The sequence below is a fragment of the Bacteroides zoogleoformans genome (genome assembly GCF_002998435.1).
Classification (GTDB): Bacteria; Bacteroidota; Bacteroidia; order Bacteroidales; family Bacteroidaceae; genus Bacteroides; species Bacteroides zoogleoformans.
Map to the genome: position 1 here is coordinate 1673908 of NZ_CP027231.1, position 20159 is coordinate 1694066.

At 55.3% G+C, this 20159-nt stretch carries 13 protein-coding genes; 10 read left to right on the plus strand and 3 right to left on the minus strand.

Annotation, left to right across the window (positions count from 1 at the left end):
• Window positions 1-17 precede the first annotated feature (17 nt).
• Window positions 18-1928, minus strand: a complete 1911-nt coding sequence (locus C4H11_RS07040) for a fimbrillin family protein (protein WP_106041027.1) — start codon at window positions 1926-1928, stop codon at window positions 18-20.
• A 330-nt stretch (window positions 1929-2258) separates the two neighbouring features.
• Between C4H11_RS07040 and metA the strand changes: the two genes are divergently transcribed.
• From metA to C4H11_RS07055, 3 genes are all read left to right on the plus strand, one after another.
• Window positions 2259-3176: a homoserine O-acetyltransferase MetA gene (metA, locus tag C4H11_RS07045; RefSeq protein ID WP_106041028.1), complete on the plus strand. Its 918-nt coding sequence runs from the start codon at window positions 2259-2261 to the stop codon at window positions 3174-3176.
• Window positions 3177-3230: 54 nt separating this feature from the next.
• The gene (locus tag C4H11_RS07050) at window positions 3231-5084 is read left to right on the plus strand and encodes a peptidase U32 family protein (protein ID WP_106043208.1); all 1854 of its coding nucleotides are present in this window, start codon (window positions 3231-3233) and stop codon (window positions 5082-5084) included.
• 70 nt (window positions 5085-5154) lie between these two features.
• Window positions 5155-6111, plus strand: coding sequence for a hypothetical protein (locus C4H11_RS07055; protein WP_234819913.1), 957 nt, complete (start codon window positions 5155-5157; stop codon window positions 6109-6111).
• 8 nt (window positions 6112-6119) lie between these two features.
• On the opposite strand, the gene C4H11_RS07060 is transcribed toward C4H11_RS07055, so the two are convergent.
• On the minus strand, window positions 6120-8519 hold the full coding sequence (locus tag C4H11_RS07060) for a TonB-dependent receptor (RefSeq protein ID WP_106041029.1): 2400 nt from the start codon (window positions 8517-8519) through the stop codon (window positions 6120-6122).
• 210 nt (window positions 8520-8729) lie between these two features.
• Here C4H11_RS07060 and C4H11_RS07065 point away from each other — a divergent pair, with 210 nt between their 5' ends.
• The 7 genes from C4H11_RS07065 (at window position 8730) to C4H11_RS07095 (ending at window position 18513) form a co-directional block, all read left to right on the plus strand.
• The gene (locus C4H11_RS07065) at window positions 8730-9908 is read left to right on the plus strand and encodes a tyrosine-type recombinase/integrase (RefSeq protein WP_106041030.1); all 1179 of its coding nucleotides are present in this window, start codon (window positions 8730-8732) and stop codon (window positions 9906-9908) included.
• Window positions 9909-10391: 483 nt separating this feature from the next.
• Window positions 10392-11618, plus strand: coding sequence for a DUF3575 domain-containing protein (locus C4H11_RS07070; RefSeq protein WP_106040773.1), 1227 nt, complete (start codon window positions 10392-10394; stop codon window positions 11616-11618).
• A 40-nt stretch (window positions 11619-11658) separates the two neighbouring features.
• Window positions 11659-12621, plus strand: a complete 963-nt coding sequence (locus C4H11_RS07075) for a DUF5119 domain-containing protein (protein WP_205729954.1) — start codon at window positions 11659-11661, stop codon at window positions 12619-12621.
• Window positions 12622-12823: 202 nt separating this feature from the next.
• Window positions 12824-13921 (plus strand): fimbrillin family protein, encoded by a 1098-nt coding sequence (locus tag C4H11_RS07080; protein ID WP_106040771.1) that lies wholly within the window; start codon window positions 12824-12826, stop codon window positions 13919-13921.
• A 126-nt stretch (window positions 13922-14047) separates the two neighbouring features.
• A complete protein-coding gene (locus tag C4H11_RS07085; protein WP_106041031.1) occupies window positions 14048-16792 on the plus strand; it encodes a fimbrillin family protein in 2745 nt (914 codons plus the stop codon).
• A 609-nt stretch (window positions 16793-17401) separates the two neighbouring features.
• Window positions 17402-17944, plus strand: a complete 543-nt coding sequence (locus C4H11_RS07090; protein ID WP_106041032.1) for an HU family DNA-binding protein — start codon at window positions 17402-17404, stop codon at window positions 17942-17944.
• Window positions 17945-18246: 302 nt separating this feature from the next.
• On the plus strand, window positions 18247-18513 hold the full coding sequence (locus tag C4H11_RS07095) for a hypothetical protein (protein ID WP_129588290.1): 267 nt from the start codon (window positions 18247-18249) through the stop codon (window positions 18511-18513).
• 34 nt (window positions 18514-18547) lie between these two features.
• Here C4H11_RS07095 and C4H11_RS07100 read toward each other — a convergent pair whose 3' ends face one another.
• Window positions 18548-20158, minus strand: coding sequence for an NAD(P)/FAD-dependent oxidoreductase (locus tag C4H11_RS07100; protein WP_106041034.1), 1611 nt, complete (start codon window positions 20156-20158; stop codon window positions 18548-18550).
• Between the last annotated feature and the right edge of the window lies 1 nt (window position 20159).

Genomic DNA, 20159 nt, shown 5'->3' on the forward strand with positions numbered 1-20159 from the left:
TGTTGAAACAGGAGCTTCTATTCTTTGATGCAACGGATGGAAAGAGCTTTATAATAGTCTTTATCGGTGGCGTGCGCAGGTTGTTTGATAAAATCATTGGTTTCACCCAAAAAGTACACCGTGTTATCCGAAAGAGTGTTCCGGTCTTTGTCCCAACTCCAGAAAGCGGTCATCTTCCTTGGACTGTAATGTGTTCCTTGGTACCACATTCCCACCGGGTAAGCGTTGAACTGCGCATAATTGTTTGCCGGAGCCACTTTCTCGCCTTTTATCATGATTTGCCACTCTCCGGCCTTCAGCACGGCGGCATTACTGCCAAGGTAACTCTTCAGCTCTTCCCAGTCTTCATCCGACGGAATTTTCCATCCTTCCGGAGACAATTCTCCTGCCAGTATGGCTTCTCCGTTGTAAAAATAGATTTCGTGTGTACTTGGCTTGTAGTATCCGGCTTTGTCTTTTCCTAATTCTGTTTGTTTGGTCAGAGGTTTCCCGTCCCGATAGGCTGTTGCGTGCAGTTCTTTTCCCATCCAGTATTGCTTCCCTATCTTAGTTACGGGATATTCGTCGATGATTCCATTTCTTATATCCCGCAAGGTGTGACAGACTACGTTAACTTTGACGGTATTTGCCGGTTTCTTCAGAGACAGCTTATGGGTGGCGTCTATATAAAACACGTCAATGGAAGCGATGTCTCCCTTGGTATAAGAAAAGCCGGAGTCGTCTTTGTTCCAACAGATTTTCCCGCCGCAGATGTTGTCGGTGTTATCTGTGAGTCTGAGCACGATTCCATTGCTTAAGTCCGTTTTATCATTTTCTCTCACGGGATAGACGGTGATAGCTCTGGAAGTTAGCGAGCTCGATTTAAGGTATTCTTGACAAACTTCCGCAACCGGCATTCCTTCGTGGTAGATTCTGTAAATATTGGATTGGGAGAAGGAGAGTGAAGAAATGTGTATGGCTGTACAGTCGGCTGTGTTGTCGGTTCCTATAGCCTCTTTGTTTTCCCAAGCTTTGATTTGCCCCGCAAAGCCATTCAATATATTGCTGGTGCTTTCTATGGCGGATATATTGATGGGACATTGCATGTTACTGCCTAATTCCACATTCGGTATGGCGCAGCTATAGATGCGTCCGTTCCATTCCATGATGAAAAACTGCTTTTTACCGTCTATGGCTTGCGGAATGATTATGATTTCCTTTCCCACAAGTTTGTTGTCTTTCACACTCCATTTACCTGAGGCTATGATATCTTGCTCTCTTTTAAGATTAGAGAATGTGCCGTCTTCCAGATTATAGTCGGCAGAAGTATTGAAACCTGTGGCAATGATTCGAGGATTAGCTTTCAATAAGTCGGCTGCTTTATTGTTGGTATCAGGAATGAGTGCGATGGTCAGTTTGGCGAGTTTATGCTGAAACTCGAGTGCTACCGTTTTCTTTTTATCGGTGATATTCTTGGCCACAGCCACTAAAAAGTCGCTCTGCGAGTGGTTCTTCTCAATGCTTTGGTCTGTTTTAACGGATATGGGCAATGTGGATGTACCAGCGGGTACGCCGTCAGATTGATACGGATAGTAACTGATGAAGTTCAGTGGTACATTCCCTTCGGGATAAAATACGGTTTTCTTCGGAACGAGTGTGGAACCCTCGGCATATTCCAAAGCCAAGTTGTTGATGTATCGTTTCCCTTTTATGGAACCCGATGAGGATGTGGCAATAAGCCCCATCTTATCTCCCTTTTCGAAAGAGTTTCCGGTTACTTTGGTGATTACTTTCTTTATCTTGATGGAGAATGAAATAGGAACAGTTCCTTCTTCCAATTCTGTCTCTGCATCTTCGTTGATGCTGTTTATACAGGCAGTATTGCAAAAAACAATACTGCAAAGAAAGGTTGCATGGAGCATCCTTCTCAAAAAGCTTTGTCTTTTCATACAATATTAGTTTATGGGTAGTTGTTGATATACTACTTTTGGTTCATATGCTTAAAAAGCGGATTGAGCAGAGAGATAATCGGTATGAAAAAGTGATTTGCGCTTTTGGATGCTAATTACCCGCGTCGTATTTCACGGCAAGGTGCTTTTGAAATCTGTTTTTCTTGCATTATTTGTTATTAAACGGTTACAAATGTAATTAAATGTATCAAAAGAAAGAATGTAAATCAATAAAATCTTTTATGATTTATTGATCGCACTTTGTTTTTTGCCTAACTTTACCCCGCTAAAATCATTGATAATAATAGGTTAAATCAGACACTTCACCCCATGCCCTTAAATTTACCCGATAAACTGCCTGCCATCGAGCTGCTCAAGGAAGAAAATATTTTCGTCATCGACAACTCCCGCGCAGTCCGGCAAGATATTCGTCCGTTGCGCATCGTCATCCTGAACCTGATGCCGCTGAAGATTACCACAGAGACCGATTTGGTGCGATTGCTTTCCAACACTCCTCTTCAGGTGGAGATCTCGTTCATGAAAATCAAGAGCCATACGCCTAAGAACACTCCGATAGAGCACATGAAGGCGTTCTATACCGATTTCTATAAGATGCGCGCCGAGAAGTACGACGGCATGATTATTACCGGTGCCCCGGTAGAACAGATGGATTTTGAGGAAGTCTCTTATTGGGACGAGATGACCGAAATATTCGATTGGGCACGCACGCACGTCACTTCTACCTTTTATATCTGCTGGGCGGCGCAAGCCGGGCTCTATTACCATTATGGCATTCCCAAATATCCTTTAGAGAAGAAAATGTTCGGCATATTCGAACACCGTCCCTTGCTCCCGTTGCATCCCATATTCAGAGGCTTTGACGATGTGTTCCACGTCCCTCACAGCCGTCATACGGAGGTACGCAGAGACGACATTCTGAAAGTGCCCGAACTGACCTTGCTTTCCGAATCCCAGGAGGCCGGCGTATACATGGTGGTAGGCCGCGGTGGACGTGAATTCTTTATAACCGGTCATTCGGAATACTCCCCATTGACACTGGACACGGAATATCGACGCGATTTGGGCAAGGGACTGCCCATCGAGATACCTCGCAATTACTATGTGGATGACAATCCGGACAGAGGAGTGCTGGTGCGCTGGCGCGCTCATGCCAATTTGTTGTTTTCCAACTGGCTGAATTACTTTGTATATCAAGAGACACCGTATAATATAGAAGAGATTGGATGATGCCCGAAACACGGTGCGGAGAATGCATATCCCGGCCGTTTAGGACTGAGCATGATGATTAAGCAAAGAAAAATAGAGCTGTTGGCTCCCGCAAAGAATCTGGAGTGTGGCATCGAGGCCGTCAATCACGGAGCGGATGCGGTGTATATCGGTGCGCCTAAGTTCGGCGCGCGCGCTGCGGCTGTCAATTCGTTGGAAGACATTGCTGCGCTGGTGGAGTATGCCCATCTCTACAATGTCCGTATTTACGTCACGGTCAACACCATCCTGAAAGAAGACGAGCTGGAGGAGACGGAGCAGATGATGGGGGCCTTGTATCGTGCAGGGGTGGATGCGCTGATTGTGCAGGACATGGGAATCACCCGATTGAATTTGCCGCCTCTTCCTCTCCATGCAAGCACGCAGATGGACAACCGCACTCCGGAGAAGGTACGCTTTCTGGCCGAGGCAGGCTTTCGCCAAGTGGTGTTGGCGCGCGAACTCTCGCTGCAGGAGATAAAGCAGATTCACGCCGCTTGTCCCGCAGTGCCCCTCGAGGTGTTTGTGCACGGAGCATTGTGTGTGAGCTACAGCGGACAATGCTATGTCAGTCAGGCCTGCTTCGGGCGCAGCGCCAATCGCGGAGAGTGCGCGCATTTTTGCCGCTTGCCCTTCAGCTTGCGGGATGCGGACGGGAAAACGATTGTCCGAGACAAGCACTTGCTGTCCTTGAAAGACCTGAACCAAAGCGAAGTACTGGAAGAGTTGCTGGATGCCGGAGCCACTTCCCTGAAGATAGAAGGTCGCCTGAAGGACGTTTCTTATGTGAAGAATGTGACGGCCTCTTACCGCCAAAAGCTGGATGCCATCTTTGCCCGTCGTCAGGAATACATCCGTGCCTCTTCAGGTACATGCCGGTTTGATTTTAGACCCCAATTAGATAAGAGCTTCAGCCGTGGATTTACTCATTACTTCCTGCAAGGACGCGAACAGGAGATTGCCTCGCTCGACACGCCCAAATCTTTGGGCGAAGAGATGGGAACCCTGAAGGAGCAGCGCGGCAATTACCTCACGGTAGCGGGAGTGAAACCTTTTCACAACGGAGACGGAGTTTGTTTCTTGGACGAACAGGGACGCTTGCAGGGCCTTCGTGTCAATCGGGTAGATGGCAATAAGCTTTATCCGGCGGGAGAGATGCCCCGCATCAAGCCCCGTACCCGCCTTTTCCGTAACTTCGACCAAGAGTTCGAGCGTCTTCTTGCCCGCAAATCGTCCGAGCGTAAGATTCGTGTCTGCTGGGAACTGGCGGATACGGCTTTTGGCTTCCGCCTGACCATTGCCGACGAGGACGATAATCGTGTGACGCTCTCTTTCCCTTATCCGAAGGAAGAAGCGCGTACTCCGCAGGCGGATAACCTGCGCGCACAGCTGGCAAAGGTGGGCAATACGCCTTTCGAGGTGGATGGCAGTCTTTCCGATGAGCCTTCGGGCATCGGCTTGAACCTTTCTCGCAACTGGTTCTTGCCGGCTTCGGTGGTGGCAGACTGGCGACGTCAAGCCGTGGACAAGCTACAATCGGCACGCCGCATCAACTATCGCCGTGAAACGGCTGTATGGAAGCCGACGAAACATGCCTTTCCGGCGGCATCGCTGACCTATCTGGGCAATGTGTCGAACAGTGCCGCGCGGCGTTTCTACCTGGAGCACGGCGTATCGTTCGTCGCTCCGGCCTACGAAGTACAGGCTGTACCGGAAGCGGCGCTCATGTTCTGCAAGCACTGCCTGCGTTTCAGCATGGGGTGGTGTCCTACACACCAGAAAGGACACTCGCCTTATCGGGAACCCTATTATCTGGTGGGGACGGACGGCAAGCGTTTCCGCTTGGCTTTCGATTGTAAGAACTGTCAGATGAAAGTCTATGCGGAGTAGGAAAGAGAGACATCAGGAAGATCCATGCCATAACGGTGTGCACCGTGCAGAGAAAAGGTTGTGCAGGGTGATGCTTGGAGGGCTTTTGCTCTTTCTCTCTTTGGTGGCGACTTCCTGTCATTACTCCCGTCCCGACCTTGACGATGAGACTTTGAGCGAGGCTACCCGTGACTCGCTCACCTATCTCTTTGAACGTCATTACACCTGGAATACAAATCTGGAAGTGCGTGCCGACTCCGTCAATCTGGCTTGTTTGCCCGTGAAGGACTGCTACAACATGCTCTACAGAGGAGATAGGGTGGTCGTGGCGGAATTTGCCGTCCATCCGGCAGACAGTGTGGATAGCATTTGGGTGAAGTTGGCTCACTCGCAGGAGGTTCAGGGCTGGTTGAGAGAGTCCGAGATGAAGCGTGCCTTTGTTCCCACCGACAGCATCTCGCAGGCTGTTTATCTTTTCAGCGATACGCATGCTTCTTATTTTATTGTCGTTTTTGCCCTGTTTGTGTCGGTTTGGCTTTTCCGTACTTTCCGGCGCAAGCAGCTGAAGTTGGTTTACTTCGATGATATAGACAGTGTCTATCCGTTGTTGCTGTGCCTGCTGATGGCATTCAGCGCCACGGTCTATGAATCCATGCAAGTCTTTGTGCCCGAAACCTGGCAGCATTTCTATTTCAATCCCACCTTGTCTCCCTTCAAGGTGCCGTTCATCCTTTCTGTCTTCCTGATGAGTATCTGGCTGTTCATCATCGTATTGCTGGCTGTTCTCGACGATTTGTTCCGCCAACTGTCTCCGGCGGCGGCCCTCTTCTATCTGTTAGGACTGGCTTCGTGTTGCATCTTCTGCTATTTCTTCTTTATCTTGACCACTCATGTCTACATCGGCTACCTGTTTCTGGCGGCTTTCGTGTGGATATTTCTCAAGAAACTTCGTTTGTCGTTGGCCGCTTCGCGCTATCGGTGCGGCAGGTGCGGGCAGAAGATAAGGCAGAAAGGCGTCTGTCCGCACTGCGGTGCCATCAATGAATAGATGATGCATCAGAAACGGCATCGCAACTCTACGCTTGCCTGTAGCGGACGCCCTTTCTGCATCAACCCGTTGCCCATGCTTTCGAAGTAGAAGACCGTGTACTCTTTGTTCAACGCATTGCGCACCCGGAAGTCTACCTGCCCGTTGCCTTTCTGGAAACTGATACATCCGTTCAGTGTGCCGTAGAAGGCTTGGCTGGCAGTGTTCGCCTCCGTCCAGTAGAGGCGTCCCGCCCCCGTGTAGTCGGCATTCAGTTGAACGCGGTCCAGCCAATGTCCCCGACGGATGCGGAAGACGTACCGTCCGCCGATGTTCAGCGTATGCCTGGGCACGAAAGGTACGTATTTCCCGTTATAGTCCACTTCCCTGATTTGCCCGTCGAGGTCTTTCTCGTTGGTGACGTAGTCTTTGAAGGTGGCGTGTGTATAGCCGTAGCTCGCATTCAGGCTGAGCGCATCGGTCACCGCAGCGCGCAGACTTGCCTCCGCTCCGTAGCTGCGGCTTCTTCCGGCATTCACGGTGATGCGTCCCAGACCGCTCTCGGCAAACCGGGCTATCTGCTGGTCGCGGGTATCCATGTAGAAGACGGACACATCGGCCAGCAGTCTGCCGCTCCACTGCGTCAGATGGCCGCCGGCTTCGTAGTTCCAGGTATATTCGGGCTTGTAGCGGGTGGCTTCGCTCACTTTCGGCAGGCTGTTGTTCTTCATCCGCGCTATCATGGCGCTCATGCTCTTGAATTTGGGGTCGGCGGCGATGGCATCCATCATGGAGTTTCTCAACGCTCCGGTCAGGAGGTCGGAGAACATCTGGGTGTTGTAGCCTCCCGACCGGTAGCCGCGGGTCACGGTGGCATACACATTGTTCCCCTTCTTCCATTCATATTGCAAGGCGAACTTGGGCAATAGTTGCACGTAATCCGCCGATTCCTTTCCCCGGAACGAGGCGTTTCCTTGCAGGTGATTGCTTGCCAGCGTCATGGGCGGTTTCTGCATGGTCAGAGAGAAGTGGAAGTCCGTGGCGTCCGAGGCGGAACGGTAGTCCATCTTTATCTTCTCATAGTCCAAGCGCAGACCGATGGTGGCCGACAGCCCCCTCACGAACAAGTCGTTGAAGGTAGACTGGTGGAAGAGTGCGCCGCTCAGCGTCGGCGTGTGGAAGCTGCCGTCGTTGCGCAAGGTCTCGTTGTTTATGCCTAAGTGCATGGCAGGCGCTCCCACTTGGGCGATGGCGTCGAACACCCTGTTCACATTGTCTTCCATGACGCTTCGGATGCCCCCCTTGTGAAACGTCACCGGTCCTTCCGTGTGCAGCCACCGGTAGAACCCGAAGGCTCCCACAACCCATTGCCAACGCCGCTCGGAGGTCGACTTGAGGATGATTTCTTCGCTGAGGGTGTTCATCTGCTGCTTCTGCTCGATGTTGAAGATGTCGGCAGGCGTGAAGTCCTGATCCATGAACATGCGGTCTTTGAGGTACTGATGCCCGGTGACGGCATTCAGGGTGAAGCCTTGCGCCCGGTATTCCATATTCAGCCCCGTGTTCAGCAGATGGCGGCGGTAACTGCTCCGCTCGTCGTTCACAATCTGGCCGATGTAGGGCTTTAGCTCCTCACGCTGCTTTTCGGCGTTCAGACTTCCCAGGTAATAATAAGGATATCCGTTTTGGTCGCTGTACTCGTAGCTCACGTTCAAGTCCATCTTCCAATTCTCCGCGGGCAGATAGATGGCCCGGATGCGTCCGCCGGCCGATTGCCTTCTGTCTGCTTTCTCGTTCCTCACCGTATTGCGGAAAAATCCTCCCTGATAATCGTAGAACCCTCCGGTGGAGAAAGCGAATTGTTCCGATATCCGGTGATAGTGGGTCACGGAGGTGTTATAAGCGTTGTGCGTGCCTGCCCCCATGCGGAAATCCGTCCCCTGATAGGAGAAAGGCGATTTGGTATGCACCTTTATCAGTCCGCCCATGGCATTGCGCCCGTAGAGCGTGCCTTGCGGGCCGCGCAGCACGTCGATGCGCTCCACGTCCGCGTAGCTGAAGTCGAATGCCGACTTGTCTATATAAGGAATGTTGTCCACATACAGGCCCACCGACGGCGTATGGATGCGCGAACCGATGCCGCGGATATAGACGGCGGAGGTCATGCGCGAGCCGTAATCGGGAATGAACATGTTGGGTACGAGGCCGGTCAGGCTCTTGATGGATTTTACTTGCAAGTCCTGTATGTCTTGTTGCGAAAGCAGGCTGACGGCGGCGGGTTGCTCACGCAGCTTCCGGTTTTCCTTGGGGGTGGCGATGACAAGCACCTCTTCCACATCTACCACTTTCAGCGTATCCGCCTCGTCTGCCGATGCCATTCCGGCGGTCAGCAATGCAAGGAGGGAAATAAATAATCCGTATCTCTTCATAAGTCATATTGTTTTGGCTGCAAAGTAACGAGTATTTGTCGGAATATGCAATTCTCATTTATCGGGATATGTAGAAGTCCGGCATTTTCAAAAGCATATTGACCGCGCGCCATTGCACTGAAGCGACTTCTATGCCGGGATTCTTTTCACGTTTAAGTCTCACTCTGTATTTTTGTGTGCAAACCAACAAATCTAAAAGACATAGTGCACATGTTCAATCTTTCATTTCATTTCACAAAAGGAGGCTTCGTTTGGAAACAGCGTGTGAAGCTGTCGCAAGCCGATGAAACAGGAAAAACGGGTAAAGCAGAGAAAACAAACGAGTCGGGAAAAGCCGATAAGGCAAGTATGGCAAAGCGGACGGATAGGCCGAAGAGCCCCTTACCCACGCTTTCCGGTTTCGTCCACGCGGCCGCCGAAGGTGTAAGCCCCTCCACCCAAGAGAACTACCGCACGGCCGTTCGCTCTTTCATCCGCTTCAGCGGCGGCACGGACGTGCCCGTATCGGCGCTCGACGCCGACAGTGTGCGAAGTTACGAGCGGTGGCTGCGCGACCGTGGCGTATGCCCCAACACCTCCTCCTGCTACATGCGCTCCCTGCGTGCCATCTACAACAAAGCCGCCACGAAACGCCTCGTGAAGGACAAAGAGCCCTTCAAGGGCGTGTTCACCGGCAACGAGCGGACGGTGAAGAGAAGCATAGGAGAGAAAGAGATAAGGAAGCTGAAAAGCCCCCGAAGTCCCTACAGCCCCTACAGCCTCTCCCCCGGCCCCTCCCCCATAGGGAGGGGGGAAAGGGAGTGGGGTTCAGGGGCTTCCGACCTCTTCCTCTTCTCTTTCTACGCCATGGGCATGCCCTTTGTTGACCTGGCTCACCTGAAGCGGTCGCAGATAAAGGACGGGGTGCTGACCTACCGCCGGCGCAAGACGGGACAGCAGGTCAGGGTGAGGCTGGAACCGTGCATGCTCGATATACTGGACAAGTATAAGACAGAGGGGACGGACTATCTCTTCCCTATATTGTATAAGGTGAAAGACGGTGCGAAAGACCGGATGGGCAGTGAAACGGATAAGGGAAAAGACGGCGGTAAAGGCGGGCCGGCAGGCGGCAATCTTGTCGAGGTGTCCTATTCCTCGGCCCTAAACCGCTACAACCGCTCGCTCAAGGAGCTGGCGCGGCGGGCGGGAATCAAGGAGAACCTCACCTCCTACGTCGCCCGCCACTCGTGGGCGAGCATCGCCTACGAGAAGAATATCGACCTGCCCGTCATCTCCAAGGCACTGGGGCATACCGACACCAAGACCACCCTCATATACATAACGGAGATAAAAGACAAGCGGCTGGCGTCGGCCAACCGCAAACTGCTGAAAGAGGTCTTCACGTCTTGAGGAAAGGCCCTCCGCACACCTCTTGGTAAGAGGAGGGGGAAGGACGGCGTATCGTCGATAGCGGGAGGAAAACGCCCCGCGGCCCACCTCTTGGTAAGAGGTGTAATGCCTCCCGTAACCGCCTGCAAATAAAAGGCTTTTATTTAATATATACAAATATTTTTAAGAAAAACCACATCCCCGTCCTATGCAAACGGCTGTACCGTAATATTTACAACCTCATATCCTGCCCTCCCATTGCAACAGGTTGAACCTAACGAATATCCCGCCTTCCTCTCCCCTTTCCCCAATGGAAATTCCCTTATGCCTTTTCCCATCCCTCACACCTCTTACCAAGAGGTATGCGTCCCGGAACACCTGCCCGAAGCCCCTCCAATAAGGATATGACAAGTTCCCGAACGAACGGCCGGACGGAAGAACAGACAGCCGATACGGTTATCTGTTCAAGATGAAAAAGAAGATATAAACCTTTAATCTTTCGTGATGAAACGAACCTTTATTCTCCTCTTTCTCCTGCTTTTTCTCGGGCATGCCCGGGGACAGGAATCCGACACGCGCCGGGGCACGGACTCCGTGCGCGTCTATTTCCGTCAGGGCGAATCGCGCCTCGACCCTTATTTCCGTGATAACGGCGCACGCATACGCGCCTTCACCGAGCGTTTCAGAACCCTGCTGCAAGACCCATCGCGGCGCATACGGGGCCTGCGGGTCACCGCAGGAGCCTCCCCCGAGGGAAGCACGGCGTTGAACCGGCGCCTCTCCGAGCGGAGGGCCGAGGCCATCCGGCAGCTGGTCTCCGGCTACTTCCCCCATGAGTTCGGGTGGCTCTCCACCGTGCCCAAGGGCGTGGACTGGCAGGGGCTGGAAAAGCTCGTGCAGGCGGACGAGTACATGCCCTACCGCCACGAGGTGCTCGACATCCTGCGCTACACCCCCGAGTGGATTACCCGCGAGGGCAAGGTGGCCGACGGGCGCAAGCGCCGGCTGGTCATGACGGGCAGCGGCTACGCCTGGCGCTACATGGAGAGCCGCTTCTTCCCCGAGCTGCGCGCCTCCACCCTGCACGTGTGGTACGAGTCGGAGGAGGTGCGGGAAGCCGCCAAGGACACCGTCTACATCCTCCCGCCCGAAAAGGAGGAGACGGCTCCTCCCTCCCGCGAATGCAGACCTTTCTACATGGCGCTGAAGACCAACCTGCTCTACGACGCCGTGGTGCTGCCCAACCTCGGGCTGGAGTTCTACCTGGGCCGCGGCTGGTCGGTGGCCGGCAACTGGATGTACACCTGGCTGAAGAGCGACCGCCGCCACCGCTACCACCGCATATACGGCGGCGACCTCGAGGTGCGCCGCTGGCTGAGCTACGGCCGCAAGCCGCTGACGGGGCACCACATAGGGGTGTACGGGCAGCTGCTTACCTACGACCTCGAGTGGGGCGGCAGGGGGTACCTCGGCGACCGGTGGAGCTACGGGGGCGGCCTGTCCTACGGCTACTCCGCCCCCATCGGCCGCAGGCTGAACCTCGACTTCAGCATCGGCATCGGCTATCTGGGCGGCGAGTACTACGAGTACATCCCACAGGGCGGCGGCTACCTGTGGCAGGCCACGAAGCAGCGGCGGTGGTTCGGCCCCACGAAGGCGGAGGTGTCGCTGGTGTGGCTGCTGGGACATGACAATTACAACGGGAAACGCAGGTCACAAATCGGAAAATAAGAAATTCATGAGAACGACAGAAATAACATCCACGAGAAGCATGAGAACATCCATGAGAAAAAAATGTCTGCACGGCATCGCCTTCCTGTTGGGGGCGTTCGTGCTCATCCTGCTTGCGGCGGGCGTCGCCTCGCTGCTCGCCTCCTGTGACCATAAACCCTTCGCCTTCGCCCCCGATTCTTCGGTACGGGTGCGGGTGATTTTTGACTGGCGCAATGCTCCCGGGGCATCGGCCACGGGCATGAGCGTCTATTTCTTCCCCTCCTCCGGCAGCCCTTTACGCAGGGACTTTCCCCGTGAGGGAGGTCCGACCGAACTTCTGCCGGGCACGTACCGCGTGCTCTGCCTGAACAACGACAACGAGTCCGCGCTCCTGCGCGGCACGGACACCCCGGAGAGCTTCGAGGCCTGCGCGCCTCCTCTCCCCGTGCAGGATGGGGACGGACAGGAGCCGGCGGTCTCCTCTCCCGGCATGCTCTGGGGAACGGGCGGCACGGACTTCACCGTCACCGTCCCCTCGGAGCTGCCGGCCCCGGAGAGTCCGCTCGTGCTCTGTCCGGAGGAGCAGAGCTACATCTACACCGTAGAGATAGTGAACGTGCGCAACCTTGCGGGTGTCTCTTCCGCAGCCTTCTCGCTCTCCGGCATGTCCGCCTCGCTGTTCCCGGGAACCGGGCACCGTTCCCCCTCACGCTCGTCCCTCCGCTTCGAAGCGGGCATCGAGGAGGGCACGGCACGGCTCACGGGCCGGGTGCTGTGCTTCGGGGTGAGCGAGGCGGAGGACACGTCGCACCGGCTGACGCTCAGCGTCACCCTGCGCGACGGCAGCTGCAGGCGCATTTCGTTCGACGTGAGCGGACAGGTGAACCGCGCGACCGACAGGCGGCACGTGCATATACGGCTGGACGGACTGACGATCCCCGCGCCCGCGGGGGAGGAAGGAGGAGGATTCCAGACGGGAGTGGACGACTGGAGCACGGAGACGCGGCCGATAGACCTGTAGCCTTTCGGGCGCGGATGCCGCGGATGACACGGATTGTGTTTTTAACGCGGATGATGATTCTTCAGACGGAGATGATGCGGATTCCCTGTTTTACAAGCGGATGATGACGTGAAAGTGAATATGTGGAATATATGATATAACTGACAGGCAACTGGCAGTGTTTTTTCTTAATCTAATTTTATTAATCCTAACAAAAACAAGTATGAAAAAGAAACTTGTGGGCTGCCTTCTGGCAGCAGGCCTCATCGGCCTCAGCTCCTGCTCGCAGGACGAAACGAACGCTGTGAACCGCAGCGAATCCATCAACTTCCATCCCACGCTGGGTGCTTCCACCCGCGGGGCGGTCACCACGCTGACCAACCTGTCGCCCTTCAAGGTGACGGCATTCAAGAGTTCGGGAGGAACGAACCTCTTCGAGAACGCCGAGGTGAGACAGACGGGCGGCAAATGGGAAATGACCGATCCTCAGACGTGGCCCGGAAACGACGAGGTGAAGTTCTTCGCCTACGCTCCGGCCAACCTGCCTGCCGGCGCATCGGTGTACATCAACAGCGGCACGCAGAAGATATTCAGCTACGTGACACCGCAGAAGGTCTCTGATCAGAAGGACATCGTGGTGGCCCACAACACCGGCAGCCGCACCACCTCCGCATCGGGCGTGGCACTCAACTTCAAGCACATCCTCTCGCAGATAGAGGTGAAGGCCAAGTGCTCCGACCCCACCGTCACCATCAAGGTGCAGGGAGTGAAGGTATGCCAGGTGAAATCGGCGGCCAACTTCACCTTCCCCACCTCGCCCACGACCGCTTCCGGCCCGCTGGCGGGATGGGACGCGCCGAACGCCCCCGCCAGCTTCTCGGCCCGCCTGTCCGCCCCCGTCACCCTGACGGCATCGGAGCAGAACATCACGGGAACGGAGAACTTCATGCTGCTTCCGCAGACATTAACGCCGTGGAGCGGTGCCGCCTCTCCGAACGGAGCCTATCTGGCCGTGCTCTGCCAGGTCACGAAGAACGGTACGCAGATTTATCCGCCCGCTTCAGGAAAGTACGGCTACTCCGCCGTGAAGATAGACTCTGCCTGGGAAGCCGGGAAGAAGTATATCTACGCGCTGAACTTCTGTTCCCCGGGCGGCGGCGCGGGTAAAATCGATCCGATTCCCACCGACCCCGTGAATCCCAGCGACCCGACCATCGACCCGAATCCGGGAACGGGCGGAGACCCTGTACTGGGCAACCCCATCACCTTCACCGTGACCGTGGAAGACTGGACGGCGGGAAGCACCGAGATAGGGATGTAATCAGTGATTAGCGGCAGGTGCCTGGCTGTTGTCAGCGGTCAACACTTACTCCACGCCGGGCACTTGCCGCTGTTTACCAGCCACTTATCATTCATCTATTCATCACTAATCACTAACAACATCTATATGCAAAGAGTGACATTGTCAGTATTGGCAGGCGGGGCACTGGCCCTGCTGACTGCCGGAGTTTGCTCCTGCGACGACTCTCACGAAGAGGGGGGCGCGTATCCGGGGCGCAGTATCGGATTCAAGGTAGAGGCATTGGGGATGCCTGCAGGGGAAACACCGCCGGCAACACGGGTGTTTGCCCTGCAGGACTCCCTGACCGGGGGAGGAACGCCGCTCTACCTGCACGCCACGGTGAGGGAGGGCATGGTCACGGACGGGGAAAACGCTCTTGCGGGGGACGTGACAACGGGCGGCGTCTCCGTTACAGAAAGCCGTCCCGCCACGAAAGCCGCCCCGGTAGACGCTTCCACCATGCACGCCTCCATGGGCGTGTCCGCTTTCGTATATCCCGCCGCGGAAGCGTGGAACGACACGCGGACACCCGACTACATGTATGACACGGAGGTGAAGAAAGCCGGCGGATGGACGACGGACAGCCGCTGGCCGGGGCCGGGGTCGAAGATACGTTTCTTTGCGTACGCTCCCTACAGGAGCGCACTGCCGGCATCGAGCCTGGCACTCTCGGCCAAGACTGCCGGAGGCGCGCCCGTGCTGACCTACACCGTTCCTGACGCCGTGGCCGGCCAGACCGACCTGCTGACGGCCGCCACCGACGAGATGCCGGGCGGCGGAGGCACGCCCGCCCTGCTTACCTTTAAGCATGCGCTGACGGCCGTGCGCTTTGTCACGGGCAATGACCTGCCTGCGGGGACGATTACGAACGTCACGCTGAAGGGCGTGTACGGCAAGGGCACGTACCGCATAGGCGAGAGCGCATGGGAAGGTCATGCCGACAGGAAGGACTTTACGCAGGCGCTGACGCCTGCGGCCACTATACCCGAAAGCCAGACACCCGGCACGGAGATAACGCCTGCGGCGGCCACGTTCATGATGATTCCGCAACAGCTGCCCGCGGGGGCGGAACTGGAGGTGAAGTACACGGACAGGCTGACAAATGCCGTGCGCACGATGAAAGCCTCCATAGCAGGCAGCCAATGGGAAATGGGAAAGACGGTGACCTATCAGGTGTCGGTGACAAGCATGGTGATTACCCCTACGCTGGAGGTGACGGCTCCGGCGGAATACGACTATCGGGGAGGAAGCAAGAGCTACACGGTGAAGAGCTGCGCCACGGTATCGGGCGGAGGGGTGGACAAGGTCGTGCCCATCCCCTGGGAGGTGGAGTTCTCCGAGGACGGGATAGTCTGGAACAAAAACAAACCCGCATGGCTGACGGCCTTTACCGAAAACGGGGAGGGAGGCACTTCGGCGGCTTCCTATACAGCCACCGTGGCGGCGCAGAACGCATCCGACAAGCACACTATAGCATTGAAGGACGCAACACCGGTGACCAATTACGACCTCTCCACGCACGACTATCAGGGAAAAACCGCACCCATGCGTACGGCCAACTGCTACATTGTCAACGCATCGGGCACATACCGCCTGCCATTAGTGTATGGCAACGCCGTGGATTACGTCAAGGCGCCCGGCACGGGAAACAATACGTCGGCGTATATTTCCTCCGCGCCCGCTTCCGATAATATATTGAGTACCTTTATCAACCATCTGGGCAACGGCATTACCAACCCGTACATCTACAACAACGCCGGCTGCGTGCCGGCAAGCTGTACCCTGGTCTGGCAAGATGAGAAGAACTTAGTTACGAACGTGGCGTTATCTTCCGACAACCATTTCCTCGAGTTTTCCGTCAATCAAGCTACCATTCACCAAGGCAACGCCGTGGTGGCGGTACGAGATGCGGCAAATACAATTATGTGGAGCTGGCACATCTGGGTGACGGACTACAGGCCGGGAACCATAGGGACAACGACACCCGACAAGGAAATCACCAACCACCAGAACAAGTACAAGATTATGACCGTCGACCTCGGCTGGTGCGACGGAAAAGAGGTGATATATGCCGAGCGCACCGTGCAGGTACGTTTCAAGCAGAAGCCCACAGCAGGGTACACATCGGCTGACCCAAAGACGTTTATCGTAAAACAGAAAGCGCATGCCATTACAGGTGGTACAGAGCTTGGGAATAACACTTATTATCAATGGGGACGCAAAGACCCGTTCGTGGGGGCATTGGAAGGGCCGGGCGGAAGCTCGAACAGCATTAACAAGACATGGTATGATGCCGGCGGGAACGTCAAAACCAATCAGCTTCCTGCCGTCCAAAGTTTTCCTACCGGCACCACCTGCATCACCAGTGGTATCATGAACCCCGGCACGTTCAGTACCAACCATTACATGGACAGCCAATATTACAACTTGTGGGATGCAAACAACAACGTCAATACACCCAACGACAACCTCGTGGTAAAGACCATCTACGACCCTTGCCCCGCAGGATACAAGCTCCCGCCCAGTAACTTCTATATCGGCTTCACCACAACTGGAGAGCCTACTCATTCTTACAACGTTTTCAATGTACAAGGAGCTTGGGCCAAAGGTTGGCACTTCTATTGCGGCCTGAACCACACTGGCGACACCGCCTTTTTCCCTGCGTTGGGCTATCGGCACAGCAAAACCGCAGTGCTCTCCCTAGTGGGGAGCAGCTGCTACTACTGGACGGCGGGGTCGCACAACACGACCAGCGGGTGGGGGCCGGGCTTCTTCCCGAGCTACATGGATCCGCTGAACCCCAACGCCTATCGGAGCAACGGCTTCGTGGTGCGGGCAACCCAAGAATAAAAGGGAGCGAAGCGACCGCGTTGGTTTCATTTGCTTTATTCTCCTGCGGCTGCAAGCCGCAGGAAGCCGATACCGGCGAAGCCGGTCGAAAGGAGCCGAGAGTATCACGTTTCACTTTATACGTAAATACAATGGGATATACAAGTCGTGACTTTATGGATGCGGAACGAGACTTGCGGCTGCTGAGGCAAGAGGAGGGTGTTTTTCAGGCGCGGATTGCGCGGATGACGCGGATTTTATTTTATCTTGGTTCTAATGCATGAATGCTAATGTTCTGATATGTACGGTCTTAATGTCTAATGTCAGCTATATGTGTGAGGGGTAGCGATGTCGCTGCGGTGAGACAGGTGATGACACCGCAACGAGACAAGCGGCGTCACCGCAGTGAGACAAGTGATGACACCGCAGTGAAATGGGTGATGTCACTGCAGTGAGACAAGCAACGTCACCGCAGTGAGACAAGAAGCGTCACCGCAGTGAGGTAAACGGCGTCTCCACAGTGAGGTAAGTACCCCTCCTGCGGGGACATTCAAGGGAATTAAAAGAAAAGGCGTTCACACGCCGACTGTGAGTTATTATCATTTAATTATTAATTAAAACTTTATCAGTATGAGTATCAGTTACAAATTGGTGCAGAAGAAGCACCCGATGAAGAAGAATGACCCGGCTAAGTGGTATGCCGTGCCAAACAGTGCAAAACCATTGTCTCCCAAAGCTTTGACCCGTGCCGCAACGGTACATACCACCACGGCACCCATCGAGCTGGAGGCAGCCATGGAGCTGCTGGCGGAGTTCATCCCCCAACAGTTGCAGCAGGGACACACGGTGAATGTGCCCGGCCTGGGTACATTCCGCATCACCTTTAAAAGTGCAGGCGTGGAGAAGATAGAAGATTTCAACGTGGGCACGATGATTAAATCGCCCCGTGTAACGTTCACACCTGCCCGGGAACTTCGCGGCAGGATTATCCGAGAACTCAGCTTCGAGGACGGAGGTGTGCTGGAGGCCGGCGTAAACTATGCCTCGATGGCGGACTACCGCAAAGCCAAAGGACTGCCTGCGCCTACACCGGGAGGTAGCGGCGGAAGCGGCGGCACGGGCGGCGGTACTACCGGCGGCTCGGGCGGTCAAGGGGAAAACCCGCTGGGATGAAGCCCTGAAGCCTCTCCCCCAACCCCCGAAGCCTCTCCCCCAACTCCTCCCCCATAGGGAGGGGGGCGGGCCGCAGGGGCCGGGGGAGGGCGGCGGGGTTTCTCGGAGGCGGATGATTTTTTAGACGCGGATGACGCGGATTTTAATTTTTATCCTTTCCTTTTCCCTTGCGTCCGACATCTAAGGTATAAGGTTTATTCTCTATTGGCTAATATTACCTCTAATCTTACCTCTAATCTTACCTTTAATCTCACCTCTAATCCCACCACTAATCTCTAATGCTTATGAAAACTTATCAGACTATGAAACGAATGAAGGCGGCGGAGGCACGCGAGAACAGCCTTATAGATATTGACATGACGGATGGCGCATTCACGGCGTACGACTGCTCCGCTCTGGTGCTGCACGCCCTCTATCCGCAACTGCCGTTCCGGCACGTGACCGGCGAAGACGGACGGACACGGCCGATGGTGACGGACATCCCGCAGAAAATAATACTCGAGGTGTGCCGCAGGTACCAGCTGGTGGATGCGGCGGCAAGAATAATTGCAAATCCCGGTAGTATATGACATGCCCTGAAAGTAATGCCTCGTTTGAATGCTTTTACGCACGTCCCGACAGCAGGGCTTTCACCGCCTCGGCGCACCGTTCGCCGTCGATACCGGCCGAAACGATGCCTCCGGCATATCCGGCTCCCTCTCCGCAGGGGAACAGTCCTTTGAGGCGTACATGCTGCAACGTCTCCTTGTCTCTGATGATGCGTACCGGTGCCGATGTGCGGGTCTCCACTCCAATCATTACGGCGTCGTTGGTGAGGAAGCCCCGGCTGTATTTGCCGAAGAGGCGGAAGCCTTGGCCCAGACGTTCCGAGATAAAGGGCGGCAGCCAGAAGTGCAGGGGAGAAGATACCAGGCCGGGCGCATACGAGGACTTCGGCAAGTCGTAGCTCAGTTTTTTTCTTGTAAAATCTTCCATGCGCTGCGCCGGGGCGGTCTGCTGCATGTTTCCTTGTTGCCAGCACAGTCGCTCGAGGTTCTCCTGAAAGTACATCATGCCTAATTGGGAGGAGAAGTGGGGCAATGGGTTGTCGGCCGTATTGTCGGAACAGAGGTTCAGACTTTTATCGTCCAAGTCTTCCGGACGCAGCTCCACCACCATTCCCGAGTTGCTCCAGCGCGAACCGCGGTTGCTGGGGCTCATGCCGTTCACCACGATTTGTTGCGGGCCGCTGGCAGCGGGCACGATGAAGCCGCCGGGACACATGCAGAAGCTGTAAACTCCTCGTCCGTCCACCTGAGTGACGAAGTTGTATTCGGCGGCTGGGAGGTATTTGCCCCGTCCCTCCCGGCTGTGATACTGTATGCGGTCTATCAGTGCGGCAGGATGTTCCAGGCGCACACCTACGGCGATGCCTTTGGGCTCAATCTCCACGCGGTTGGCGGCAAGCCATCGGTACACGTCTCGGGCGGAATGTCCCGTGGCGAGTATCACCGGGCCGAGGAAGGTATGGCCGGTGCTTGTTTCGATGCCTTTCACCTCGTCTCCCCCGATAATCAAGGCGTCCATACGCGTCTCGAAGTGCACTTCGCCACCACATGCGAGGATGGTGTTCCGCATGTTCTCGATGACGCGCGGCAGCTTGTCCGTGCCGATGTGCGGATGGGCGTCTATCAAGATGGAGGTCGATGCGCCGTGCCGGCAGAATACATTCAGAATCTTGTCGACACTTCCCCGCTTCTTGCTGCGGGTATACAGTTTGCCGTCGGAGTAAGCGCCTGCTCCTCCCTCTCCGAAGCTATAGTTCGACTCGGGGTTTACGCACTGTTCCCGGCCGATGGCGGCCAAGTCTTTCTTGCGTTCGCGCACATCCTTGCCTCGCTCCACGACGATGGGGCGCAGTCCAAGTTCGATGAGGCGCAAGGCGGCGAACAGTCCTGCCGGTCCGGCACCTACCACGACCACCTGCGGTTTGTCGGCCACATGGGGATAGACGACATTCTCAAACTCGTCTTCTTGCGGCAGTTCGTTCAGATAGACACGCACGTGCAGGTTGACGAAGACCGTGCGTTGGCGTGCGTCGATGCTGCGCTTCAGGATGCGTGTCGCCGTAATATCTCGTGCGTCCAGCCCTTTTTCGTGCACCAGATAGTGTTTCAGTCGTTGTTCGTTGGCGGCTACTTCGGGCGGCACGCGCAGTGGGTATTCTTGTATCATA

Coding starts and splice junctions, on each gene's coding strand:
- C4H11_RS07065 (WP_106041030.1), top strand. CDS start 8,730: ATGTTCAATCTTTCATTTCATTTCACAAAAGGAGGCTTCGTTTGGAAA.
- C4H11_RS07070 (WP_106040773.1), top strand. CDS start 10,392: ATGAAACGAACCTTTATTCTCCTCTTTCTCCTGCTTTTTCTCGGGCAT.
- C4H11_RS07050 (WP_106043208.1), top strand. CDS start 3,231: ATGATTAAGCAAAGAAAAATAGAGCTGTTGGCTCCCGCAAAGAATCTG.
- C4H11_RS07095 (WP_129588290.1), top strand. CDS start 18,247: ATGAAACGAATGAAGGCGGCGGAGGCACGCGAGAACAGCCTTATAGAT.
- C4H11_RS07080 (WP_106040771.1), top strand. CDS start 12,824: ATGAAAAAGAAACTTGTGGGCTGCCTTCTGGCAGCAGGCCTCATCGGC.
- C4H11_RS07055 (WP_234819913.1), top strand. CDS start 5,155: ATGCTTGGAGGGCTTTTGCTCTTTCTCTCTTTGGTGGCGACTTCCTGT.
- C4H11_RS07085 (WP_106041031.1), top strand. CDS start 14,048: ATGCAAAGAGTGACATTGTCAGTATTGGCAGGCGGGGCACTGGCCCTG.
- metA (WP_106041028.1), top strand. CDS start 2,259: ATGCCCTTAAATTTACCCGATAAACTGCCTGCCATCGAGCTGCTCAAG.
- C4H11_RS07075 (WP_205729954.1), top strand. CDS start 11,659: ATGAGAACATCCATGAGAAAAAAATGTCTGCACGGCATCGCCTTCCTG.
- C4H11_RS07100 (WP_106041034.1), bottom strand. CDS start 20,158: ATGATACAAGAATACCCACTGCGCGTGCCGCCCGAAGTAGCCGCCAAC.
- C4H11_RS07060 (WP_106041029.1), bottom strand. CDS start 8,519: ATGAAGAGATACGGATTATTTATTTCCCTCCTTGCATTGCTGACCGCC.
- C4H11_RS07090 (WP_106041032.1), top strand. CDS start 17,402: ATGAGTATCAGTTACAAATTGGTGCAGAAGAAGCACCCGATGAAGAAG.
- C4H11_RS07040 (WP_106041027.1), bottom strand. CDS start 1,928: ATGAAAAGACAAAGCTTTTTGAGAAGGATGCTCCATGCAACCTTTCTT.